Genomic DNA, 14,927 nt, shown 5'->3' on the forward strand with positions numbered 1-14,927 from the left:
CCCCCTCCCAGCCAGCCACCGGAGTGTGCTGTCATGACCGCGACCACCGTGCACCTCTCCCGTCCCACTCCCGACGCCGCCGACCGGGACCCGATCGGCGCGAGCCGGGCCCTCGCCCTGCTGTTCCTCCTCGGCGGACTGGTCGGCCTCGTCGCCTCGGCCGTACTGACCTTCGACAAGCTCCGCATCCTGGAGAACCCGTCCTACGTCCCCAGCTGCAACATCAATCCGATCATCAGCTGCGGCTCGGTGATGCGCACCGAGGAGGCCGCGGTGTTCGGCTTCCCGAACTCGCTGCTCGGCCTGGCCGCCTTCGGCGCGCTGGCGGCGATCGGCGCGGGACTGTTGGCCGGCGCCGGGTACCGGCGCTGGTTCTGGCTGGGCCTGCAGGCCGGGACCACCCTGGGCATCGTGTTCACGCACTGGCTGATCGACCAGTCGCTGTACGGCATCGGCGCGCTGTGCCCCTACTGCATGGTGGTGTGGGCGACGACGGTGGTGCTGTTCTGGTACACCACCCTGCACAACCTGCGCACCGGCGTGATTCCGGTCGGGCCGAGGATGCGGACGGTCGTCCGGGAGGCGGCGCGCTACCACTGGGCACTGCCGGTGCTCTGGGCGGCGGTGATCGCACTGATGGTGCTCAACCGGTTCTGGTACTACTGGAGCACCCTGGTCTGACGTGTCGTCAGCCGACGTACCCGGCCGAGTGCAGCAGCGCGGCGGCGCCGGTCCGCCGGGCCTCCAGGGCTCCGGTGAGCCGGCGCGCCGCACAGGGGTGCAGCAGGGCGGCCGCCCGGGCGGGGGTGAAGTAGCCGTGTGCGGCGATCTCCTCCGCCTGGAGCCGGACCACCGCCCCCGGCTCGACCGCACCGCCGTCGAACATGAAGTGCACGGCCGGGTGGGCGTGTTGGCCCTGGTCGGGGATCGCCTCGCGCCACTCCACCACCAGCAGCCGCAGGTCACGGGCCACCAGTCCGGTCTCCTCGTACAGTTCCCGGGCCGCGCACTCGGCGGGGCCCTCTTCCGGGTCCATCCCGCCGCCGGGGAACTGCCACTGGTCGCGGTAACTGGCCTTCAGCAGCAGGATCTTGCCGTCCTGGCCGGTGAGCAGCACGCTGCAGCCGATGTAGGCGCGCACCATCCGGGAGAGCCACTCCTCCTCCGAGAGTGCCCAGGTGTCCGTCATCGCGCCTCCTTCGCCGACTGCCTTCCGTCGCGGCCACTCTGCCCAATCGCCGCTCCGTGAAAGGTGGTTCGTGCCTAATCCACCCGATCGGGTGCTACCGGGCCCTCATCCGAAGACCGCCCGCCGGAAGGCGTTGCGCAGGTCGGTGAGCGACTGGGTGACCCGGCTGTGGTGCACCTGGTTGGTGAGCAGCAGGGCCCAGCGGCCGAGTCGGCGGGAGACCCAGATGCCGGTGCCGGTGAAGCCGTAGTGGACGAAGGTGCCCTCGGCGGGTTCGGTGCCGGGGGCGTACAGCCAGGACAGGCCGCGGGCGGGCGTGAGGCCGCCGGTCTGCTCGCGCAGCGAGGCGGTGATCCACGGCTCGCCCCAGGGGAGTTGGGGCGGCGGGGCGAGCAGGGCGGTGAGGAAGCGGGCGAGGTCGCGGGCGGTGGAGAAGGCGCCGGCGTTGCCGGAGACGCCGCCGAGCAGCCGGGCGGAGGGGTCGTGCACGACGCCGCGCAGGTGGGCGCCGCTCGCCTCGTCGTACTCGGTGGGCGCAGTGCGGGCGGTCGCCGAGCCGTCGAGCGGCCCGTAGCGGGTGTCGGTCATGCCGAGCGGCCGCCAGGCCCAGCGCGCGGCGAGTTCGTCCAGCCGGGCTCCGCCGAGGTCCTCGACCAGGTAGCCGAGCAGCACGGCGGCGCGGTCGGTGTACTCGACGGCCGCCCCCGGCGCGCGGTGCAGCGGGGCGGTGATCACCCCGACCCGGATCGCCGCGGCCGCCCGCCCGTAGAGCTGCTCGAAGCGGGTGTACGGGAGCATTCCGGCGGTATGGGCGAGGAGTTGACGGACCGTCACCGCACCGGCCGGGTGTCCGGCGGCGGGCGGCCACCAGCCGCCGAGCGGTTCGTCCAGCGGCAGCCGGCCGGACTGCCACAGCACCCCGGCGCACGGCCAGAGCGAGACGATCTTGGTGAGGCTGGCGAGGTCGTACAGCGTGTCCGGCCCGGGGGCGAGCCGTGCGTACGGGCCCTGCCCGAGCGTGCCGTGGCTGCCGCCGCCGAGCGTGCCCCGAGCGTCGCCGACGGCCCAGACGGCGCCGGCGCCGGCGGTGCGGGCGCCGTCCCGGACCAGTCGGTCCAGCTCCCCGCCGGGCCCGGCCAGGGCGGGGAGCCGTTCGGCGTCGGGCGGTCGGCGGCTCACCCCGGATGTCTACCCGGCGCGCGCACCGCTCAGACCGCCGCCGTTCGGACCGCCGGCGCCGTCGGGAGTTCCTTGCCGAGGCAGATGCTCTGCGGGTGGTCCTTGTAGATGCCGAACTTGCGGATCGCCGCGTAGCCCTCGGAGCCGTACAGCGCGATGGCCTCGGGCTGTTCGGTGCCGGTCTCCAGGATGAAGCGGGTGCGCCCGGCCGCCACGGCGGTCTCCTCCAGGCGGCGCAGCACCGCCCGGGCCAGGCCCCGGCCGCGGGCGTCGGGGATCACGAACATCCGCTTCAGCTCGGCGTCACCGTCGCGCAGCCCGTCCGGGCCGGCCTGCTTGGCCCGCCAGCCTCCGCAGGCGACCGGGCGGCCGTCCAGGTAGGCGATCATGAACAGGCCGGCCGGCGCCTCGAAGTCCTCCGGGTGCAACACGGTCTCGTCCGGGTCGCCGTAGCGGCGGACGTACTCCTGCTGCACCTCCGCCGACAGGGCCTGCGCATCGGGGTGGGCGTACCCGGTGATGCGGAACTCGACGGTACCGGTGTCCCGGGTGGCGGTGTTCTCCATGGTTGGAGAGCGTACGGCGTCGAGGGCCCGGCGTGCGGGGCGGGTCGGATCAGGCCGGCCCCGCACGCCGGGCCCCGACTCAGCGGCCCTCGAACCGGGCCAGCAGCTCGGTCTTGCCGAACATCGCGGCGGCGTCGACGGCGGACGGGACGCCGGCCTTCGGGTCGGCGCCGCCGGCGAGCAGGGCGTCGACGACGTCCGCGCTGCCCTTGAAGACGGCTCCGGCCAGCGGGGTCTGGCCCTTGTCGTTGGCCCGGTTCGGGTCGGCGCCGCGCTGGAGCAGGGCTTCGACGGCGGCCGCGTGGCCGTGGTAGGCGGCGAGCATGACCAGGGTGTCGCCGCTGCCGTTGGTGAGGTCCGCGGAGACGCCCGCGTCGACGGCGGTGGTCAGGGTCGCGGTGTCTCCGGACCGGGCGGCGTCGAAGAGCTTCCCGGCGAGCGCGATCACCTCGGCGTCGGGGGCGTCGGTCATGGTGGACTGCCTTTCTGGGGGCTGGCGAGGGCTCGTGCGTACGCACCGTAGCGGTCGGCGCCGGACCGGGCCAGCGGGCATCCGGAATCCGGATGACGGCCGCGCCGGGAGCGGGACGCGGTACGACCTGCGGCCGCGCGCGTCGCGCCGCCGTTCGAGCGAACTTCCGGGACCCCCCGGAAGCTTCCCACCCACGCCCCGGGAATGCCTCGCGGCACCGAATCCACGCGGCAGCCATGCGACACCGGGCCCTCACCCGGGCCGGTTCGCATACCTCCGTCCGGCCTCCCCCGGGCGGTACCGAGCGGCAGAACCACCCGTTTGCACCGTTCCATCATCTATTACTTTTTGTCACGATAAGGGCACTTTAAGTAACGCTGCCCCCGTCCCCTTCCCGAGGAGCTGAACGTGGTTCTCAATGTCTCCGCGCTCGTCCTGTTCGGCACCGTCGCCTTCCTGTTCTTCCGCAGAGACGGCCTGAAGATGTCCCACGCCATCGTCTGTGCCCTCTTCGGCTTCTACATCGCCGGCTCCTCGATCGCCCCGAGCATCACCGCGGGCGGTGCCAGCCTGGCGAGCCTGCTCGGCGGCATCAAGTTCTAGGTGCCGCCACTCCCCTACGGCCCGGGCGCGGATCCCACCGCCCGGGCCCCGTCGTACCACGAGCAGTCCCCCCTCACCCCACCCGTCCCACTCGACCGGGGAGTCACGGAATGCCGCTCCACCGCCATCTCGGCAAGCGCCGAGAGATCGCCCGAACCGTCGGGGACCACGCCACCGACATGTTCGCCCCGCTCGCCCTGATCGGCCGCGGGCTGCGCCACCACGCCGGCTGGGCCTGGGACCGCTGGCAGGCCACCCCGCAGGAGCGCCGCGGCCCGACGCTGTTCCTGTCCGCCGCAATGATGATCGGCATCTACCTGCTGCCGCACGGCCTGCTGTTCGCGCTGATCGCGCTGATGGCCAGCGCCGCCTGGGCCGGCCGGGCCCCCAAGGCCGCGCCCGCCCCGCCCGCGCCCGACGTGGCCGACGTCAAGCTCGGCGCGCTCTACTCGGCGCTCACCCCGTACCTGTGCGGCCCCGAGGACACCAACCCGCTCTACCACTTCGAGGGCAGCTACAAGAACGCCTTCGGCTCCTGGGAGTTCGACGGCGAGGGCCGGCTCTCCCGGCTGGAGCTGAGTTACCCCGCGTACTTCACCGACACCGAGCCGACCGCCCGGGCCCGGATCGAGCAGGTCGTCCAGGGCAAGGCCGGGCGGGCCCGGGAGTACCGCTTCGACTGGGACGAGGAGTCCAACCGGCTGCGGATCACCGCGCTCGCCCCGCTGCCCACCGATGTCGTCGCCCAGCGCTTCGTGGCCGCCCCGGGCGAGATCGTGCTCGGCTTCACCGACGAGGACGGCACCGCCCGCACCATCCCGGTCACCCAGGGCGGCACCATCACCCAGCAGCCGCCGGTGATCTGGCGCACCGGCCCGCGCTCCTCCGAGCCCCACCTGCTGGCCCTCGGCATCACCGGCTACGGCACCTCCAGCCTGATCCGCTCGATCGCGCTCCAGGCCCTCCCGTACGCCGACCTGGTGGTGATCGACGGCGCCGGGACCGGCGAGCACGCCTGCCTGGTCAACCGGCCCGGCGTGCACACCGTGGAGACCAGCCTGCACGGCGCGCTGGCCGCGCTGACCTGGGCCGCCCAGGAGACCGAGCGCCGGCTCGCCGCGCTGAACGCCGCCCGGCACACCGGCACCACCCCGCCCGAGGACGTCACCCGGCCGCTGTGGCTGCTACTGGACCACCCGACCGAGCTGGGCGAGCTAGCCCACGCGGAGGGCCGCCCCGACCCCCAGGACCTGCTGGAGCTGCCGCTGCGGCACGGCCGGGCCGCCCGGGTCACCGTGGTGATCGCCGACGACGTCGAGGCCCGGGACCGGATCACCCCGACCGTCCGCGCCACCACCCGGGCCAGGGTGCTGCTCGGCCCGGCCGGGCCCGAGGAGGGCCACGCCGCGCTCGGCGCGCCGCTGGACATCGTGCCCGCCGCGCAGGCCCCGGTCGGCCGCGGCTACGCCCGGATCGGCAACGGAACCCCGGTCCGGCTCCAGGTGCCCGCCACCGTCGACCCGCTCGACGAGGACGCCCCGGCCCAGCTGCGGGACGCCGTGATCGCCCTGCTGCCGCACCGCGACAGCCGGACCGAGCCCGCCCCCGCCGCACCGCCCCGCCCGGACCGTCCGCCGGTGATTCCGGCCGATGCCACCCTGCCCTCGCACCCGGTCGAGCTCGGCAAGACCGAGCCGATGATCCGTTCCCGACCGATCTCCTGATCGCGCGGGAAGCGGGGTCGGCGGGCACCGCGGAATCCCCTGCCGGTAGGCTCGTCACAGAAAGTCCGCACGATCACCAGATGTGAAATAGGTGACACCTGGGGTGATATCAGCGGCCAGATGTGACAAATCGGGCGCCGGTGGGTACAAACAGGGGCGGCACAACAGACGACGCATGTCCCGGGACGGGAATCTTCGTCGGAAGCCGAGCGTTGACCGAACGACGAAGAACAGCGACCACTAGTCCTGTGGGCCATAAGCCCGGGAGGCACGATTCATGAGCGAGCGAGCTCTCCGCGGCACGCGACTCGGGGCCACTAGCTACGAGACCGACCGTGGTATCGATCTGGCTCCCCGCCAGACCGTCGAGTACGCATGTCAGAACGGACACCGATTCGAGGTTCCTTTCTCGGTCGAGGCGGAGATCCCCCCGGTGTGGGAATGCCGCTTCTGTGGCCAGGAGGCGGCACTTCTCGACGGTGACGAGCCGGAGGAGAAGAAGGTCAAGCCCACGCGCACCCATTGGGACATGCTGATGGAGCGCCGGACGCGCGAGGAGCTGGAGGAGGTGCTGGCCGAGCGGCTGGCCGTGCTCCGCTCCGGTGGGATGAACCTCGCGGTGCACCCGCGGGACACCCGCAAGAGCGCCTGACACATCTCGCTCCCGCCGCGTGCGGGAGGACGCGAAAAGGGACCCTGGTGACCAGGGTCCCTTTCGCGTTGTCCGGGGCCGTACGTTCGCGTTGTCCGGGCTCGTTCCGCGTCGTCCGGCGCCGTACGGCGGCTCAGCCGTCGATCGGCGGGCGGTAGGTGGTGTCCGGACCCTGCGGACCGCGCGGGCCGGCCTCGGGGTCGACCACCTCGCCCTGGATCACCTTGCCGCCCGGGCGGTGGATGCGCAGCTGCTCCTGCAGCCGCATCGCGTCCGCGAACGGGTCGGCGCCCACGGGGGAGGCGCTGCGCACCGCCTTGTCCGCGACCCGGCGGCCGACGGCCCGCCACAGCGCCCGGGTGGGCGGGAACAGCAGGGTCAGGGCGACCAGGTCGGACAGGAAGCCGGGGATGATCAGCAGCAGCCCGGCCAGCACGGTCATGCTGGTGCCGGTCTGCGGCTGCTGGGACTGCGGGTTCTTGCTCTGCTCGACCGCCGCCGACAGCGCCCTCAGCCCGGCCCGCTTGATCAGCGAGCCGCCGATCACCCCGCCGGCGATGAGCAGCAGCAGGACGGCGAAGCCGCCCAGCCAGGAGCCCACCAGGACCAGCAGCCAGATCTCCAGCACCAGCCAGGCGGTGATCAGCAGCGGCAGCACCCGGCGGAGCCTGCTGCGCGGGACCGGACGGGTGGGCGTAGCTTGCTGGGTCACGGTACGAATCCACTCCAAGCGGTGCTCTGCGCGCCGCACGGGAGGTCCGGGCCGGCTACGGCACCACCTGGTCCAACGATTCCCCGGTGGCCGGTGTTCCGACCGCGCTCTTCCGACGGCGGCCCACCAGGACGGCGGCGCCGCAGGCCAGCAGGCCGCCGATCGCCAGCGTCCACTCCGGGGCGGCGCCGACCCGGTCGGCCACCGTGGTGCCGTCGCGCAGCGGGACGGTGGCGGACAGCTCGGCCCGGGTCAGCTCCGCGGTGCGCTGCTCGACGGTGCCGTCCGGGGCGATCACCGCGCTGATGCCGCTGGTGGCGGCGATCAGGACGGCCCGGCCGTGCTCGACCGCGCGCAGCCGGCTCATCGCGAGCTGCTGCTCGGGCTGGCCGGTCTTGGCGTAGGTCGCATTGTTGGTCTGGACCACCAGAACGCGGGCGCCGCTGTCCACGGTGTCCCGGACGATCTCGTCGTAGGCCACCTCGAAGCAGATCACGTCGCCGATCTTCGCCGGGCCGAGCTGCATCACGCCGTTGTGGTCGCCGGGGTAGAAGTCGCGGGCGACCCGCTGGAGGCGGGTGACCACCTTCATCAGCTGGGCACGGAACGGCACGTACTCGCCGAACGGGACGGGGTGCTGCTTGGTGTAGGAGGCGCCGGGGCCGGTGACCGGGTCCCAGACGATTCCCTCGTTCTGGACGTGCTGCGCGTCCGGGCCGTCCACCAGGGTGCCGACCAGGGTGGGCACGCCGACCGCCTGGACCGCCTCGTCGATGCGCTGACGGGCCAGCGGGTCGCTGAACGGGTCGAGGTCGGAGGAGTTCTCCGGCCAGATCACCACGTCCGGGCGCGGGGCCCTGCCCATGCTGATGTCGTAGGCCAGGCGCTCGGTGGCCGTGGCGTGGTTGTTGAGGACCATCATCGGGCGGCCGAGGAAGTCCATGCCCGGGTTCGGCACGTTGCCCTGGACGATGGCGACCTTGACGGTGTCCGTCGCGGCGGTGGGCACCGGGACGAGGTAGCCGGCCAGCAGCGCGGCCACCGCCCCGAGCGCCGCCAGCGCCGCCGCCCTCGGCGCCCGGCCCGGCCCGCGCAGGCGCAGCGCGGCCCAGGCCAGCAGGGTGCCGGAGAGGGCGACCGCGAAGGTCACCAGCGGCGCGCCGCCGATCGCGGCCAGCGGGGTGTACGGGGTGGCGGTGTTGGCGAAGGCGAGCCGGCCCCAGGGGAAGCCGCCGAGCGGCATCCGGTCGCGCGCCCACTCCTGGGTGACCCACAGGGTGGCCGCCCAGAGCGCCCAGCCGGGCAGCCGGGAGGTGAGCGCCAGCGCGCCGCCGAGCAGGGCCAGGAACAGCGCCTCGACGACGGACAGCCCGACCGTGGCGTCCCAGCCGACCACCCGCAGCCAGCTGAGCAGCATCAGGAAGAACGGGAAGCCGAAGGCGAAGCCCGTCCAGGCGCCCTGACGGAAGGTGCGTCCGCGGGTGAGCAGCGAGAGCGCGGCGACGCCGAGCAGCGACAGCGGCCACAGGTCGTACGGCGGGAAGGCGAGCGCGAGCAGCAGGCCGGCCAGTGCGGCGAGGCCGGTGCGCGGCAGCCCGGCACGGACCTTGGCGAGCGCGCGGGCGCCGCGGCCGGGCTTCGGGGCCGGGTCCTGTGGCTCGGGAGCGGTCCCGGACCGCTCCTGGGTGACGGGCATGGCCACCGGCGCACCATCTTCCTGGGGCTTGCTGTTCGGACGCTGTGCGAAGAAGGTACCCCGGAACGTCGGGGAGGCGTGAGGTGAGGGTGGTAGGGCCCGGCCGGGCGGTCAGCGCTCGGCGTAGACGAAGCGTCCCAGCGGCCAGTGGCCGGTGAGCCAGGCGGAGACCGCGCGGTACAGCGGGGCGTCCAGCTCGGCGCGGTCGGCGCGGACCCAGGAGCTGACCGAGACCACGGACGGGTCCTCGCGGTCCGGGTGGACGTAGACGCAGCCGATCACCTCGTCGCGGTCCGGCTCGAGGACGGTGTAGGTGAAGCCCCTGCGGGCCTCGAAGTCGGCGGCGTGGCGGCGCAGGTCGTCGAGGTTGCGCTCGAGCGGCATGCCGTCGGCCGGCGGCCAGCTGCGGCCGGCCCAGCCGGGGGTGGCGCGGATGTGCTGGATGCTGCTCGTCCAGGCGGCGAGGTCGGAGGCGTTGTGCTGCTCGCCCAGGGGCTCCAGGCGGAACTCCGGGGCGAGCAGCTCGCGCGGGACGGTGAAGTCCGCGGGTACCAGGTCGGTCATGGTGGTCAACCTATGAGGCCGGGGCCCGCGCCCTCATCCGGTTTACCGCTGGTACACGGTCCGCCCGCGGACCACCGTGCGCAGGCAGACGGGCAGTTCGCGGCCGGGGGTGAGGTCGGGCAGGCCGGGGGTGCCGGAGCGCGGGTCGGTGGACCAGCCGGCCACCCGGGAGTCGGGGGCCTGGACGACCAACTCGTCGGCGGCCCAGATCGCGTAGTTGGCGACGGCTCCGGGCACCAGCACGCCGTCCTGGTCGCGGCCGATCGCGCGCCAGCCGCCGCGGGTGTGGGCGGTGAAGGCGGCGCGGACCGAGATCCGGTGCTCCAGGGTCTGGTGGAAGGCGGCGGCGCGGACGGTGCCCCAGGGGTCGAGCGGGGTGACCGGGGCGTCCGAGCCGAAGGCCAGCGGGACGCCGGCCCGCAGCAGCGCGGCGTACGGGTTGAGGCCGGCGGCCCGCTCCGCCCCGAGGCGCCGGACGTACATGCCGTCCGGGCCGCCCCAGGCCGCGTCGAAGGCGGGCTGGACGGAGGCGGTGAGGCCGAGCTCGGCGAAGGCGGCGATGGCCTCGTCGTCCAGCGCCTCGGCGTGCTCTACGCGGTGGCGCAGCGCCCTGACCCGGTCGGCGCCGACCCGCTCGCCGGCCGCGCGGACGCCCTCGAGCACGGCGGTGACGGCCGCGTCGCCGATGGCGTGGAAGCCGGCCTGCAGCCCGGCCTCGGTGCAGGCGGCGACGTGGTCGGCGACCTGCTCGGCGGTCAGGTAGGCGGTGCCGGTGTGCTCGGCGTCGGCGTAGGCGGCGTGCAGGCAGGCGGTGTGCGAGCCGAGCGCGCCGTCCACGAAGAGGTCGCCGCCGGCGCCCACCGCAGCGAGCTTGCGGGCAGTCTCGACACCACCCAACTCGCCCCAGTAGCCGAAGACTTCGGGGCCTTCGCCGTCGGCGGCGAGGGCCAGCAGGGCGGTCAGGTCGGCCTCGGAGGAGATCTCCGGGCCGGCGCACTCGTGCAGGGCGCCGATGCCGAGTTCGGCGGCGCGGGTCAGGGTGGCGCGCTGGGCGCGGCGGCGCTGCTCGGGGGTGAGGTGGGCGAGCGCGGTCTGCCGGACGGCGTGGTGTGCGTCCTTGGTGAGCGGGCCCTCGGCGTCGTGGCCGGGGCGCTCGGCGAGGCCCTCGGTCAGGGCGCGCAGCGCGGTGGTGGCGAGCGCGGAGTGCACGTCGGTGCGGGAGAGGTAGAGCGCGGCGCCGCGGGCGGCGGCGTCGAGTTCGGCGAGCGTGGGCGGGCGGCCCTCGGGCCAGCCGGTCTCGTCCCAGCCGTGGCCGATCAGCACGCCGCCGGTCTCCGGCTGGGCCTCCACGAAGGCGGTGACGGCGGCGAGGGTGGCGGCCAGCGAGGGGCTGCCGGTGAGGTCGAGGCCGGTGAGCGCCAGTCCGGTGGCGGTGGCGTGCACGTGGGCGTCGACGAAAGCGGGGGTGACCAGCGCACCGTCCAGCTCGACGATCTCGTCGGCGGTGGTGGCGTACGCCTCGGCGGCGCCGTCGCTGCCGACCCAGGCGATGTGCCCGCCCTCCACGAGCATCGCGGTGGCGAAGGGGTCGGCGGGGCTGTAGACGGCGCCGCCGCGCAGCAGGACGGTTCGTGGGGTGCGTTCGGTCATGCCGCTAAGTCTGCACCCCTCCCGTTCCTGGTCAGAGCTTCGGGGGTCGGGCCTCGTAGGGGGTGGAGAGCACGACGGTGGTGCGGGTGGAGACTCCGGCGGCGCTGCGGATGCGGGCGAGCAGGTCCTCCAGGTCGCCGGGGGCTCCGACGCGCACCTTGAGGATGTAGTTCTCGTCGCCGGCGACGCTGTGGCAGGCCTCGATCTCGGGCAGGCCGGCCAGGCGGTCCGGGGTGTCGTCGGGAGCGCTGGGGTCGAAGGGCTTGACCGAGATGAACGCGGTCAGCGCCAGGTCGACGGCGTCGGGATCGATGATCGCGGTGTAGCCGCGGATCACCCCGCGCTGCTCGAGGCGGCGCACCCGCTGGTGCACCGCCGAGGTGGACAGGCCGGTGGCCTTGCCCAGGTCCGTGTAGCTCATCCGGCCGTCTTCGAGGAGCAGCTGGACGATGCGTTGGTCGAGATCCTCCACAGTGCGCAAACCTACCCGGTCGGGAGCGCGGGGGCGTACGTGGTGGCGACCGCCCCGAGCCGAAGGGCGCGCCGGCGCCGAAAGCGACGAGCGACGAGCGACGAGCGAGGAACGAGCGTGGGAGCGAGAAACGTCGGCGCCGGGTCAAGAGCGCACGGAGGCGAGCGGGCGGATCACAGTGGGCTTGCAGGTGTCACACGGGCATTTGCCGGGTGAATGTGGCGGGCGGTGTGTCCAAGGACACACCCGGTGCATCACGGTGCACGACTCCGCAGGGTTATGAGCCCGGACGGCAGGGAAGTGCTGGTTGTGGCCCTGAGCGACCACGCCGGGCCCGATCCTAGGGGGATCCTCATGCCTGCTACTGACCAGCGCGTGCTGGCCACCGACGAGACCGACGATCTGACCGGCCGCGACGACCTCGCGGTCGACCACGCTCCGGGCGGCGACCCCGGCGACGCCGAGAGCTGGGACATCTTCCGGGTCCACTGCCCCGAGTGCCGTCGCCCGATCGCCCTGGTGGCGGACGAGGAGCGGTTGCCGCAGCACGCGCTGCTGCCGACCGCCTGGAACCCCTTCGCCCCCGCGATCTGCCCCGGTTCGGGCACGCCGACCGACGACCTGGCCGAGGTCGAGGCCCCCGAGGACGCCCGACCGTCCAGGTTCGACGCGCTGTTCAAGCTCCCGAGCGGGCTCGACTGGCGCACCCAGCCGTTCTCGCACGCGCTGGTGCACCGCCCGGTGCGCAGCGCGGCGGCGGCCGCCGCCCCGGCCAAGGCCGGGCGAGCGGTCGCCGGGGCCGTGCCGCTGGCCACCATACCGGAGCAGCGACGGCGCCTCGCCCGGCGCTGACTCCCGCCGCCCGCAGGAATGTTGACGCCACGTCAGAATCGCCTCCGGCCGTCACTCCGCACCCTGGAGTGACGGCCGGAGGCCGTTTTTCGGGGCTCAGCCCTTGGTTTCGGGGCTCAGCCCTTGGTGAGGTGGCGGCCGATCACCAGGCGCTGGATCTGGTTGGTGCCCTCGACGATCTGCAGCACCTTGGCCTCGCGCATGTAGCGCTCGGCGGGGAAGTCCTGGGTGTAGCCGTAGCCGCCGAGCACCTGGACGGCGTCGGTGGTCACCCGCATCGCCGTGTCGGTGCAGAACAGCTTGGCCATCGCCGCCTCCTTGGAGAACGGCCGGCCCGCGTCGCGCAGCCGCGCGGCGGCGAGGTAGAGCGAGCGTCCGGCCTCGATCTGGGTGGCCATGTCGGCGAGCATGAAGGAGAGGCCCTGGAACTCGGCGATCGGACGGCCGAACTGGCGCCGGGTGCGCGCGTAGTCGACCGCGAGGTCGAGCGCGGCCTGGGCGACGCCGATCGCGCAGGCGGCGATGCCGAGGCGGCCGGAGTCCAGTGCGGCGAGCGCGATCTGGAAGCCCTGGCCCTCCTCGCCGATCAGCCGCTCGCGGGACACCCGGGCGCCGTCGAAGTGCAGCTGGGCGGTCGGCGAGGAGCGCATGCCCATCTTGTGCTCCGGCGGCGCGGCCGAGAGGCCCTGCTGGGTGCCGGGCACGAGCAGGCAGCTGATGCCCTTGGGGCCCTCGGCGCCGGTGCGCACCAGGGCGCTGTAGAAGTCGGCCTGCCCGCCGTGGGTGATCCACGCCTTGGTGCCGTTGACGACGTACTCCTCGCCGTCCAGGTCGGCGCGGGTGCGCAGGGCGGCCGCGTCCGAGCCGGACTGCGGCTCGGAGAGGCAGTAGGCGCCGAGCTGCTCGCCGGAGAGCATGCCGGGCAGCCAGTTCTCACGCTGCTCCTCGCTGCCGAAGGTGGCCAGCGCGTGGCAGGACAGGGTGTGCACGCTGACGCCGAGGCCGACGGCCAGCCAGCCGGCCGCGAGCTCCTCCAGCACCTGCAGGTACACCTCGTAGGGCTGCTCGCCGCCGCCGTACTTCTCGTCGTACGGGAGGGACAGCAGGCCGGCCTCGCCGAGGGTGCGGAAGACCTCCCGGGGGAAGCGGTCGGCGGCCTCGTCCTCCGCCGCGCGCGGCTGGAGCTCGCGCTGGACCAGGTCCCGGGTGAGGCTCAGCAGCTCGCGGGCCTCCTCGCTGGGCAGCTGGCGCTCCACGGCTTTCACGGGGGAGGGGGTCATGGCGGGGGTCGCCTCCTCGATCGGGTGCCGGCCCGGGGTGGTGGGGGTCCGGCGCGGGTGTGGCAGGTCGGCCCGACCGGGCACCGGGTTGCGGTGAACGGCCGTTCACAGGCGTGGCGAAGGCGAGTATGCCCGAAAGCCGCGCTGCCGTCACGACCAGCACAGATGAACTGTCCGCAGTGGTGGGTTACAGCACCGTAGGGTTGACGTTGTGGCTGCATCCGGAACCGCCCCCTCCCTCCGTCCGTCCGCTCCCGGCGACGCGCGGACCGGGCCCGACGGGCTCGGTGTGCCCGACGCGCTCGGTGTGCCCGACGCGCTCGGCACCCCCGGCACAGCCGACGCGCTCGGCGCTCTCGTCGCCGAGCTGCGCGCGCTGGCGCCCTCCTGCGGGCCGGTGCGGCTGGTCGCGGTCGACGGGCACGCCGGCTCCGGCAAGACGACCTTCGCCGGGCGGCTGGCGGCGGCGCTCGGCGGGGCGCCGGTGGTGCACCTGGACGACCTGGCCACCCACGCCGAGCTGTTCGAGTGGACCGGACGGCTGCGCGAGCAGGTGCTGGAGCCGCTGGCGGCCGGGCGGGAGGCCGAGCACCGGGTGTACGACTGGACGCTGCGCCGCTTCGCGGGCGCCGCCCGGGTGCCGCTCGCCCCGGTGGTCCTGGTGGAGGGGGTCGGCGCGGGGCGCCGGGAGGTGCGTCCGTGGCTGGCCCGGGTGATCTGGATGGAACTGGAGGCCGCCGCGGCCCGGCGGCGCGGGGAGGAGCGGGACGGGCCGGAACTCGCCGGGTTCTGGGCGCACTGGGCCCGGGCGGAGGCGGCGCACTTCGCCGCTGACCCGAGCCGTCCGTACGCCGCGACGCGGGTCGACGGGGTGACCGGACGGATCCTGCCGGGCACCGTCGGTGAACCTTCAACTAGCCCTTGACCTGCGACATCGCCAGGATCTAGGTTCTCCTCAGCCGCCGGAACCAACCGTTCCGGCGCCTCGGACCCGGCGTCCCCGGCTTGTTCCCCCGTGAGCCGGGGGCGCCGTCCGGTCCCCTCCCGCACCCGCCCGGCCAGCGGTGTTTCGGCCATCCGCACGCCCAACAGCCCTGCGCGCGATCGCATTTGACCCTGTACGGCACCTTCCGGATCAGCTCCGCGCCGGTACGATTCCCGTAGGCGCATATGCGCCCCGGGGGCTTCCGACCACCGGCCCGGCTGCCCGCAGGCGATCCGCCGGCCGGGCCCCGGGCCACACCGCGGGGGGCGTGAGTGACGACGGTGGACAGTTCCGACAGCACGACGGGCGGCCCGGACCGGCTCGCCGACCG

Annotated in this window: 16 protein-coding genes; 6 read left to right on the forward strand and 10 right to left on the reverse strand. The window is 73.9% G+C overall.

Going from position 1 to position 14,927, the window contains the following annotated elements:
* Positions 1-33 precede the first annotated feature (33 nt).
* Entirely contained in the window at positions 34-681 is a 648-nt protein-coding gene (locus tag ACWCYO_RS23525; RefSeq protein WP_449785301.1) for a vitamin K epoxide reductase family protein, read from the forward strand.
* A gap of 7 nt (positions 682-688) precedes the next feature.
* Here ACWCYO_RS23525 and ACWCYO_RS23530 read toward each other — a convergent pair whose 3' ends face one another.
* From ACWCYO_RS23530 to ACWCYO_RS23545, 4 genes are all read right to left on the reverse strand, one after another.
* Positions 689-1,189, reverse strand: a complete 501-nt coding sequence (locus ACWCYO_RS23530) for an NUDIX domain-containing protein (protein ID WP_270148801.1) — start codon at positions 1,187-1,189, stop codon at positions 689-691.
* Between the two features lie 105 nt (positions 1,190-1,294).
* A complete protein-coding gene (locus ACWCYO_RS23535) occupies positions 1,295-2,368 on the reverse strand; it encodes a serine hydrolase domain-containing protein (RefSeq protein WP_449785302.1) in 1,074 nt (357 codons plus the stop codon).
* Positions 2,369-2,397: 29 nt separating this feature from the next.
* Positions 2,398-2,934 (reverse strand): GNAT family N-acetyltransferase, encoded by a 537-nt coding sequence (locus ACWCYO_RS23540; protein ID WP_270148797.1) that lies wholly within the window; start codon positions 2,932-2,934, stop codon positions 2,398-2,400.
* A 79-nt stretch (positions 2,935-3,013) separates the two neighbouring features.
* Positions 3,014-3,406: an ankyrin repeat domain-containing protein gene (locus tag ACWCYO_RS23545; protein WP_449785303.1), complete on the reverse strand. Its 393-nt coding sequence runs from the start codon at positions 3,404-3,406 to the stop codon at positions 3,014-3,016.
* Positions 3,407-3,814: 408 nt separating this feature from the next.
* Between ACWCYO_RS23545 and ACWCYO_RS23550 the strand changes: the two genes are divergently transcribed.
* From ACWCYO_RS23550 to ACWCYO_RS23560, 3 genes are all read left to right on the forward strand, one after another.
* Positions 3,815-4,009 (forward strand): hypothetical protein, encoded by a 195-nt coding sequence (locus tag ACWCYO_RS23550; RefSeq protein WP_270148795.1) that lies wholly within the window; start codon positions 3,815-3,817, stop codon positions 4,007-4,009.
* Between the two features lie 110 nt (positions 4,010-4,119).
* Positions 4,120-5,733 carry a hypothetical protein gene (locus ACWCYO_RS23555; protein WP_449785304.1) on the forward strand — a complete coding sequence of 538 codons (1,614 nt, stop codon included), beginning with the start codon at positions 4,120-4,122 and terminating at the stop codon, positions 5,731-5,733.
* A 277-nt stretch (positions 5,734-6,010) separates the two neighbouring features.
* On the forward strand, positions 6,011-6,385 hold the full coding sequence (locus tag ACWCYO_RS23560) for an RNA polymerase-binding protein RbpA (RefSeq protein ID WP_030279777.1): 375 nt from the start codon (positions 6,011-6,013) through the stop codon (positions 6,383-6,385).
* Positions 6,386-6,518: 133 nt separating this feature from the next.
* Here the strand turns inward: ACWCYO_RS23560 and fxsA are convergent, their stop codons facing one another.
* The 5 genes from fxsA to ACWCYO_RS23585 all read right to left on the reverse strand — a co-directional run bounded on the left by fxsA (position 6,519) and on the right by ACWCYO_RS23585 (position 11,479).
* Positions 6,519-7,097, reverse strand: a complete 579-nt coding sequence (gene fxsA / locus ACWCYO_RS23565) for an FxsA family membrane protein (RefSeq protein WP_449785305.1) — start codon at positions 7,095-7,097, stop codon at positions 6,519-6,521.
* Between the two features lie 55 nt (positions 7,098-7,152).
* A complete protein-coding gene (gene lnt, locus ACWCYO_RS23570; RefSeq protein ID WP_449785306.1) occupies positions 7,153-8,793 on the reverse strand; it encodes an apolipoprotein N-acyltransferase in 1,641 nt (546 codons plus the stop codon).
* 111 nt (positions 8,794-8,904) lie between these two features.
* Positions 8,905-9,357, reverse strand: coding sequence for an N-acetyltransferase (locus ACWCYO_RS23575; protein ID WP_449785307.1), 453 nt, complete (start codon positions 9,355-9,357; stop codon positions 8,905-8,907).
* A gap of 42 nt (positions 9,358-9,399) precedes the next feature.
* Entirely contained in the window at positions 9,400-11,007 is a 1,608-nt protein-coding gene (locus ACWCYO_RS23580) for an amidohydrolase (protein WP_449785308.1), read from the reverse strand.
* A 31-nt stretch (positions 11,008-11,038) separates the two neighbouring features.
* Positions 11,039-11,479: an Lrp/AsnC family transcriptional regulator gene (locus tag ACWCYO_RS23585; protein WP_030058365.1), complete on the reverse strand. Its 441-nt coding sequence runs from the start codon at positions 11,477-11,479 to the stop codon at positions 11,039-11,041.
* A 354-nt stretch (positions 11,480-11,833) separates the two neighbouring features.
* On the opposite strand from ACWCYO_RS23585, the gene ACWCYO_RS23590 reads away from it, so the two are divergent.
* A complete protein-coding gene (locus tag ACWCYO_RS23590) occupies positions 11,834-12,331 on the forward strand; it encodes a hypothetical protein (RefSeq protein ID WP_270148785.1) in 498 nt (165 codons plus the stop codon).
* A gap of 116 nt (positions 12,332-12,447) precedes the next feature.
* Here ACWCYO_RS23590 and ACWCYO_RS23595 read toward each other — a convergent pair whose 3' ends face one another.
* The gene (locus tag ACWCYO_RS23595) at positions 12,448-13,611 is read right to left on the reverse strand and encodes an acyl-CoA dehydrogenase family protein (protein ID WP_449785309.1); all 1,164 of its coding nucleotides are present in this window, start codon (positions 13,609-13,611) and stop codon (positions 12,448-12,450) included.
* A 307-nt stretch (positions 13,612-13,918) separates the two neighbouring features.
* Between ACWCYO_RS23595 and ACWCYO_RS23600 the strand changes: the two genes are divergently transcribed.
* On the forward strand, positions 13,919-14,536 hold the full coding sequence (locus ACWCYO_RS23600) for a uridine kinase family protein (RefSeq protein WP_449785321.1): 618 nt from the start codon (positions 13,919-13,921) through the stop codon (positions 14,534-14,536).
* Positions 14,537-14,927: the final 391 nt, after the last annotated feature.

The sequence above is a fragment of the Kitasatospora sp. NPDC001683 genome (assembly GCF_053596495.1).

Coding starts and splice junctions, on each gene's coding strand:
- ACWCYO_RS23525 (WP_449785301.1), top strand. CDS start 34: ATGACCGCGACCACCGTGCACCTCTCCCGTCCCACTCCCGACGCCGCC.
- ACWCYO_RS23530 (WP_270148801.1), bottom strand. CDS start 1,189: ATGACGGACACCTGGGCACTCTCGGAGGAGGAGTGGCTCTCCCGGATG.
- ACWCYO_RS23540 (WP_270148797.1), bottom strand. CDS start 2,934: ATGGAGAACACCGCCACCCGGGACACCGGTACCGTCGAGTTCCGCATC.
- ACWCYO_RS23545 (WP_449785303.1), bottom strand. CDS start 3,406: ATGACCGACGCCCCCGACGCCGAGGTGATCGCGCTCGCCGGGAAGCTC.
- ACWCYO_RS23555 (WP_449785304.1), top strand. CDS start 4,120: ATGCCGCTCCACCGCCATCTCGGCAAGCGCCGAGAGATCGCCCGAACC.
- ACWCYO_RS23560 (WP_030279777.1), top strand. CDS start 6,011: ATGAGCGAGCGAGCTCTCCGCGGCACGCGACTCGGGGCCACTAGCTAC.
- lnt (WP_449785306.1), bottom strand. CDS start 8,793: ATGCCCGTCACCCAGGAGCGGTCCGGGACCGCTCCCGAGCCACAGGAC.
- ACWCYO_RS23575 (WP_449785307.1), bottom strand. CDS start 9,357: ATGACCGACCTGGTACCCGCGGACTTCACCGTCCCGCGCGAGCTGCTC.
- ACWCYO_RS23580 (WP_449785308.1), bottom strand. CDS start 11,007: ATGACCGAACGCACCCCACGAACCGTCCTGCTGCGCGGCGGCGCCGTC.
- ACWCYO_RS23590 (WP_270148785.1), top strand. CDS start 11,834: ATGCCTGCTACTGACCAGCGCGTGCTGGCCACCGACGAGACCGACGAT.
- ACWCYO_RS23595 (WP_449785309.1), bottom strand. CDS start 13,611: ATGACCCCCTCCCCCGTGAAAGCCGTGGAGCGCCAGCTGCCCAGCGAG.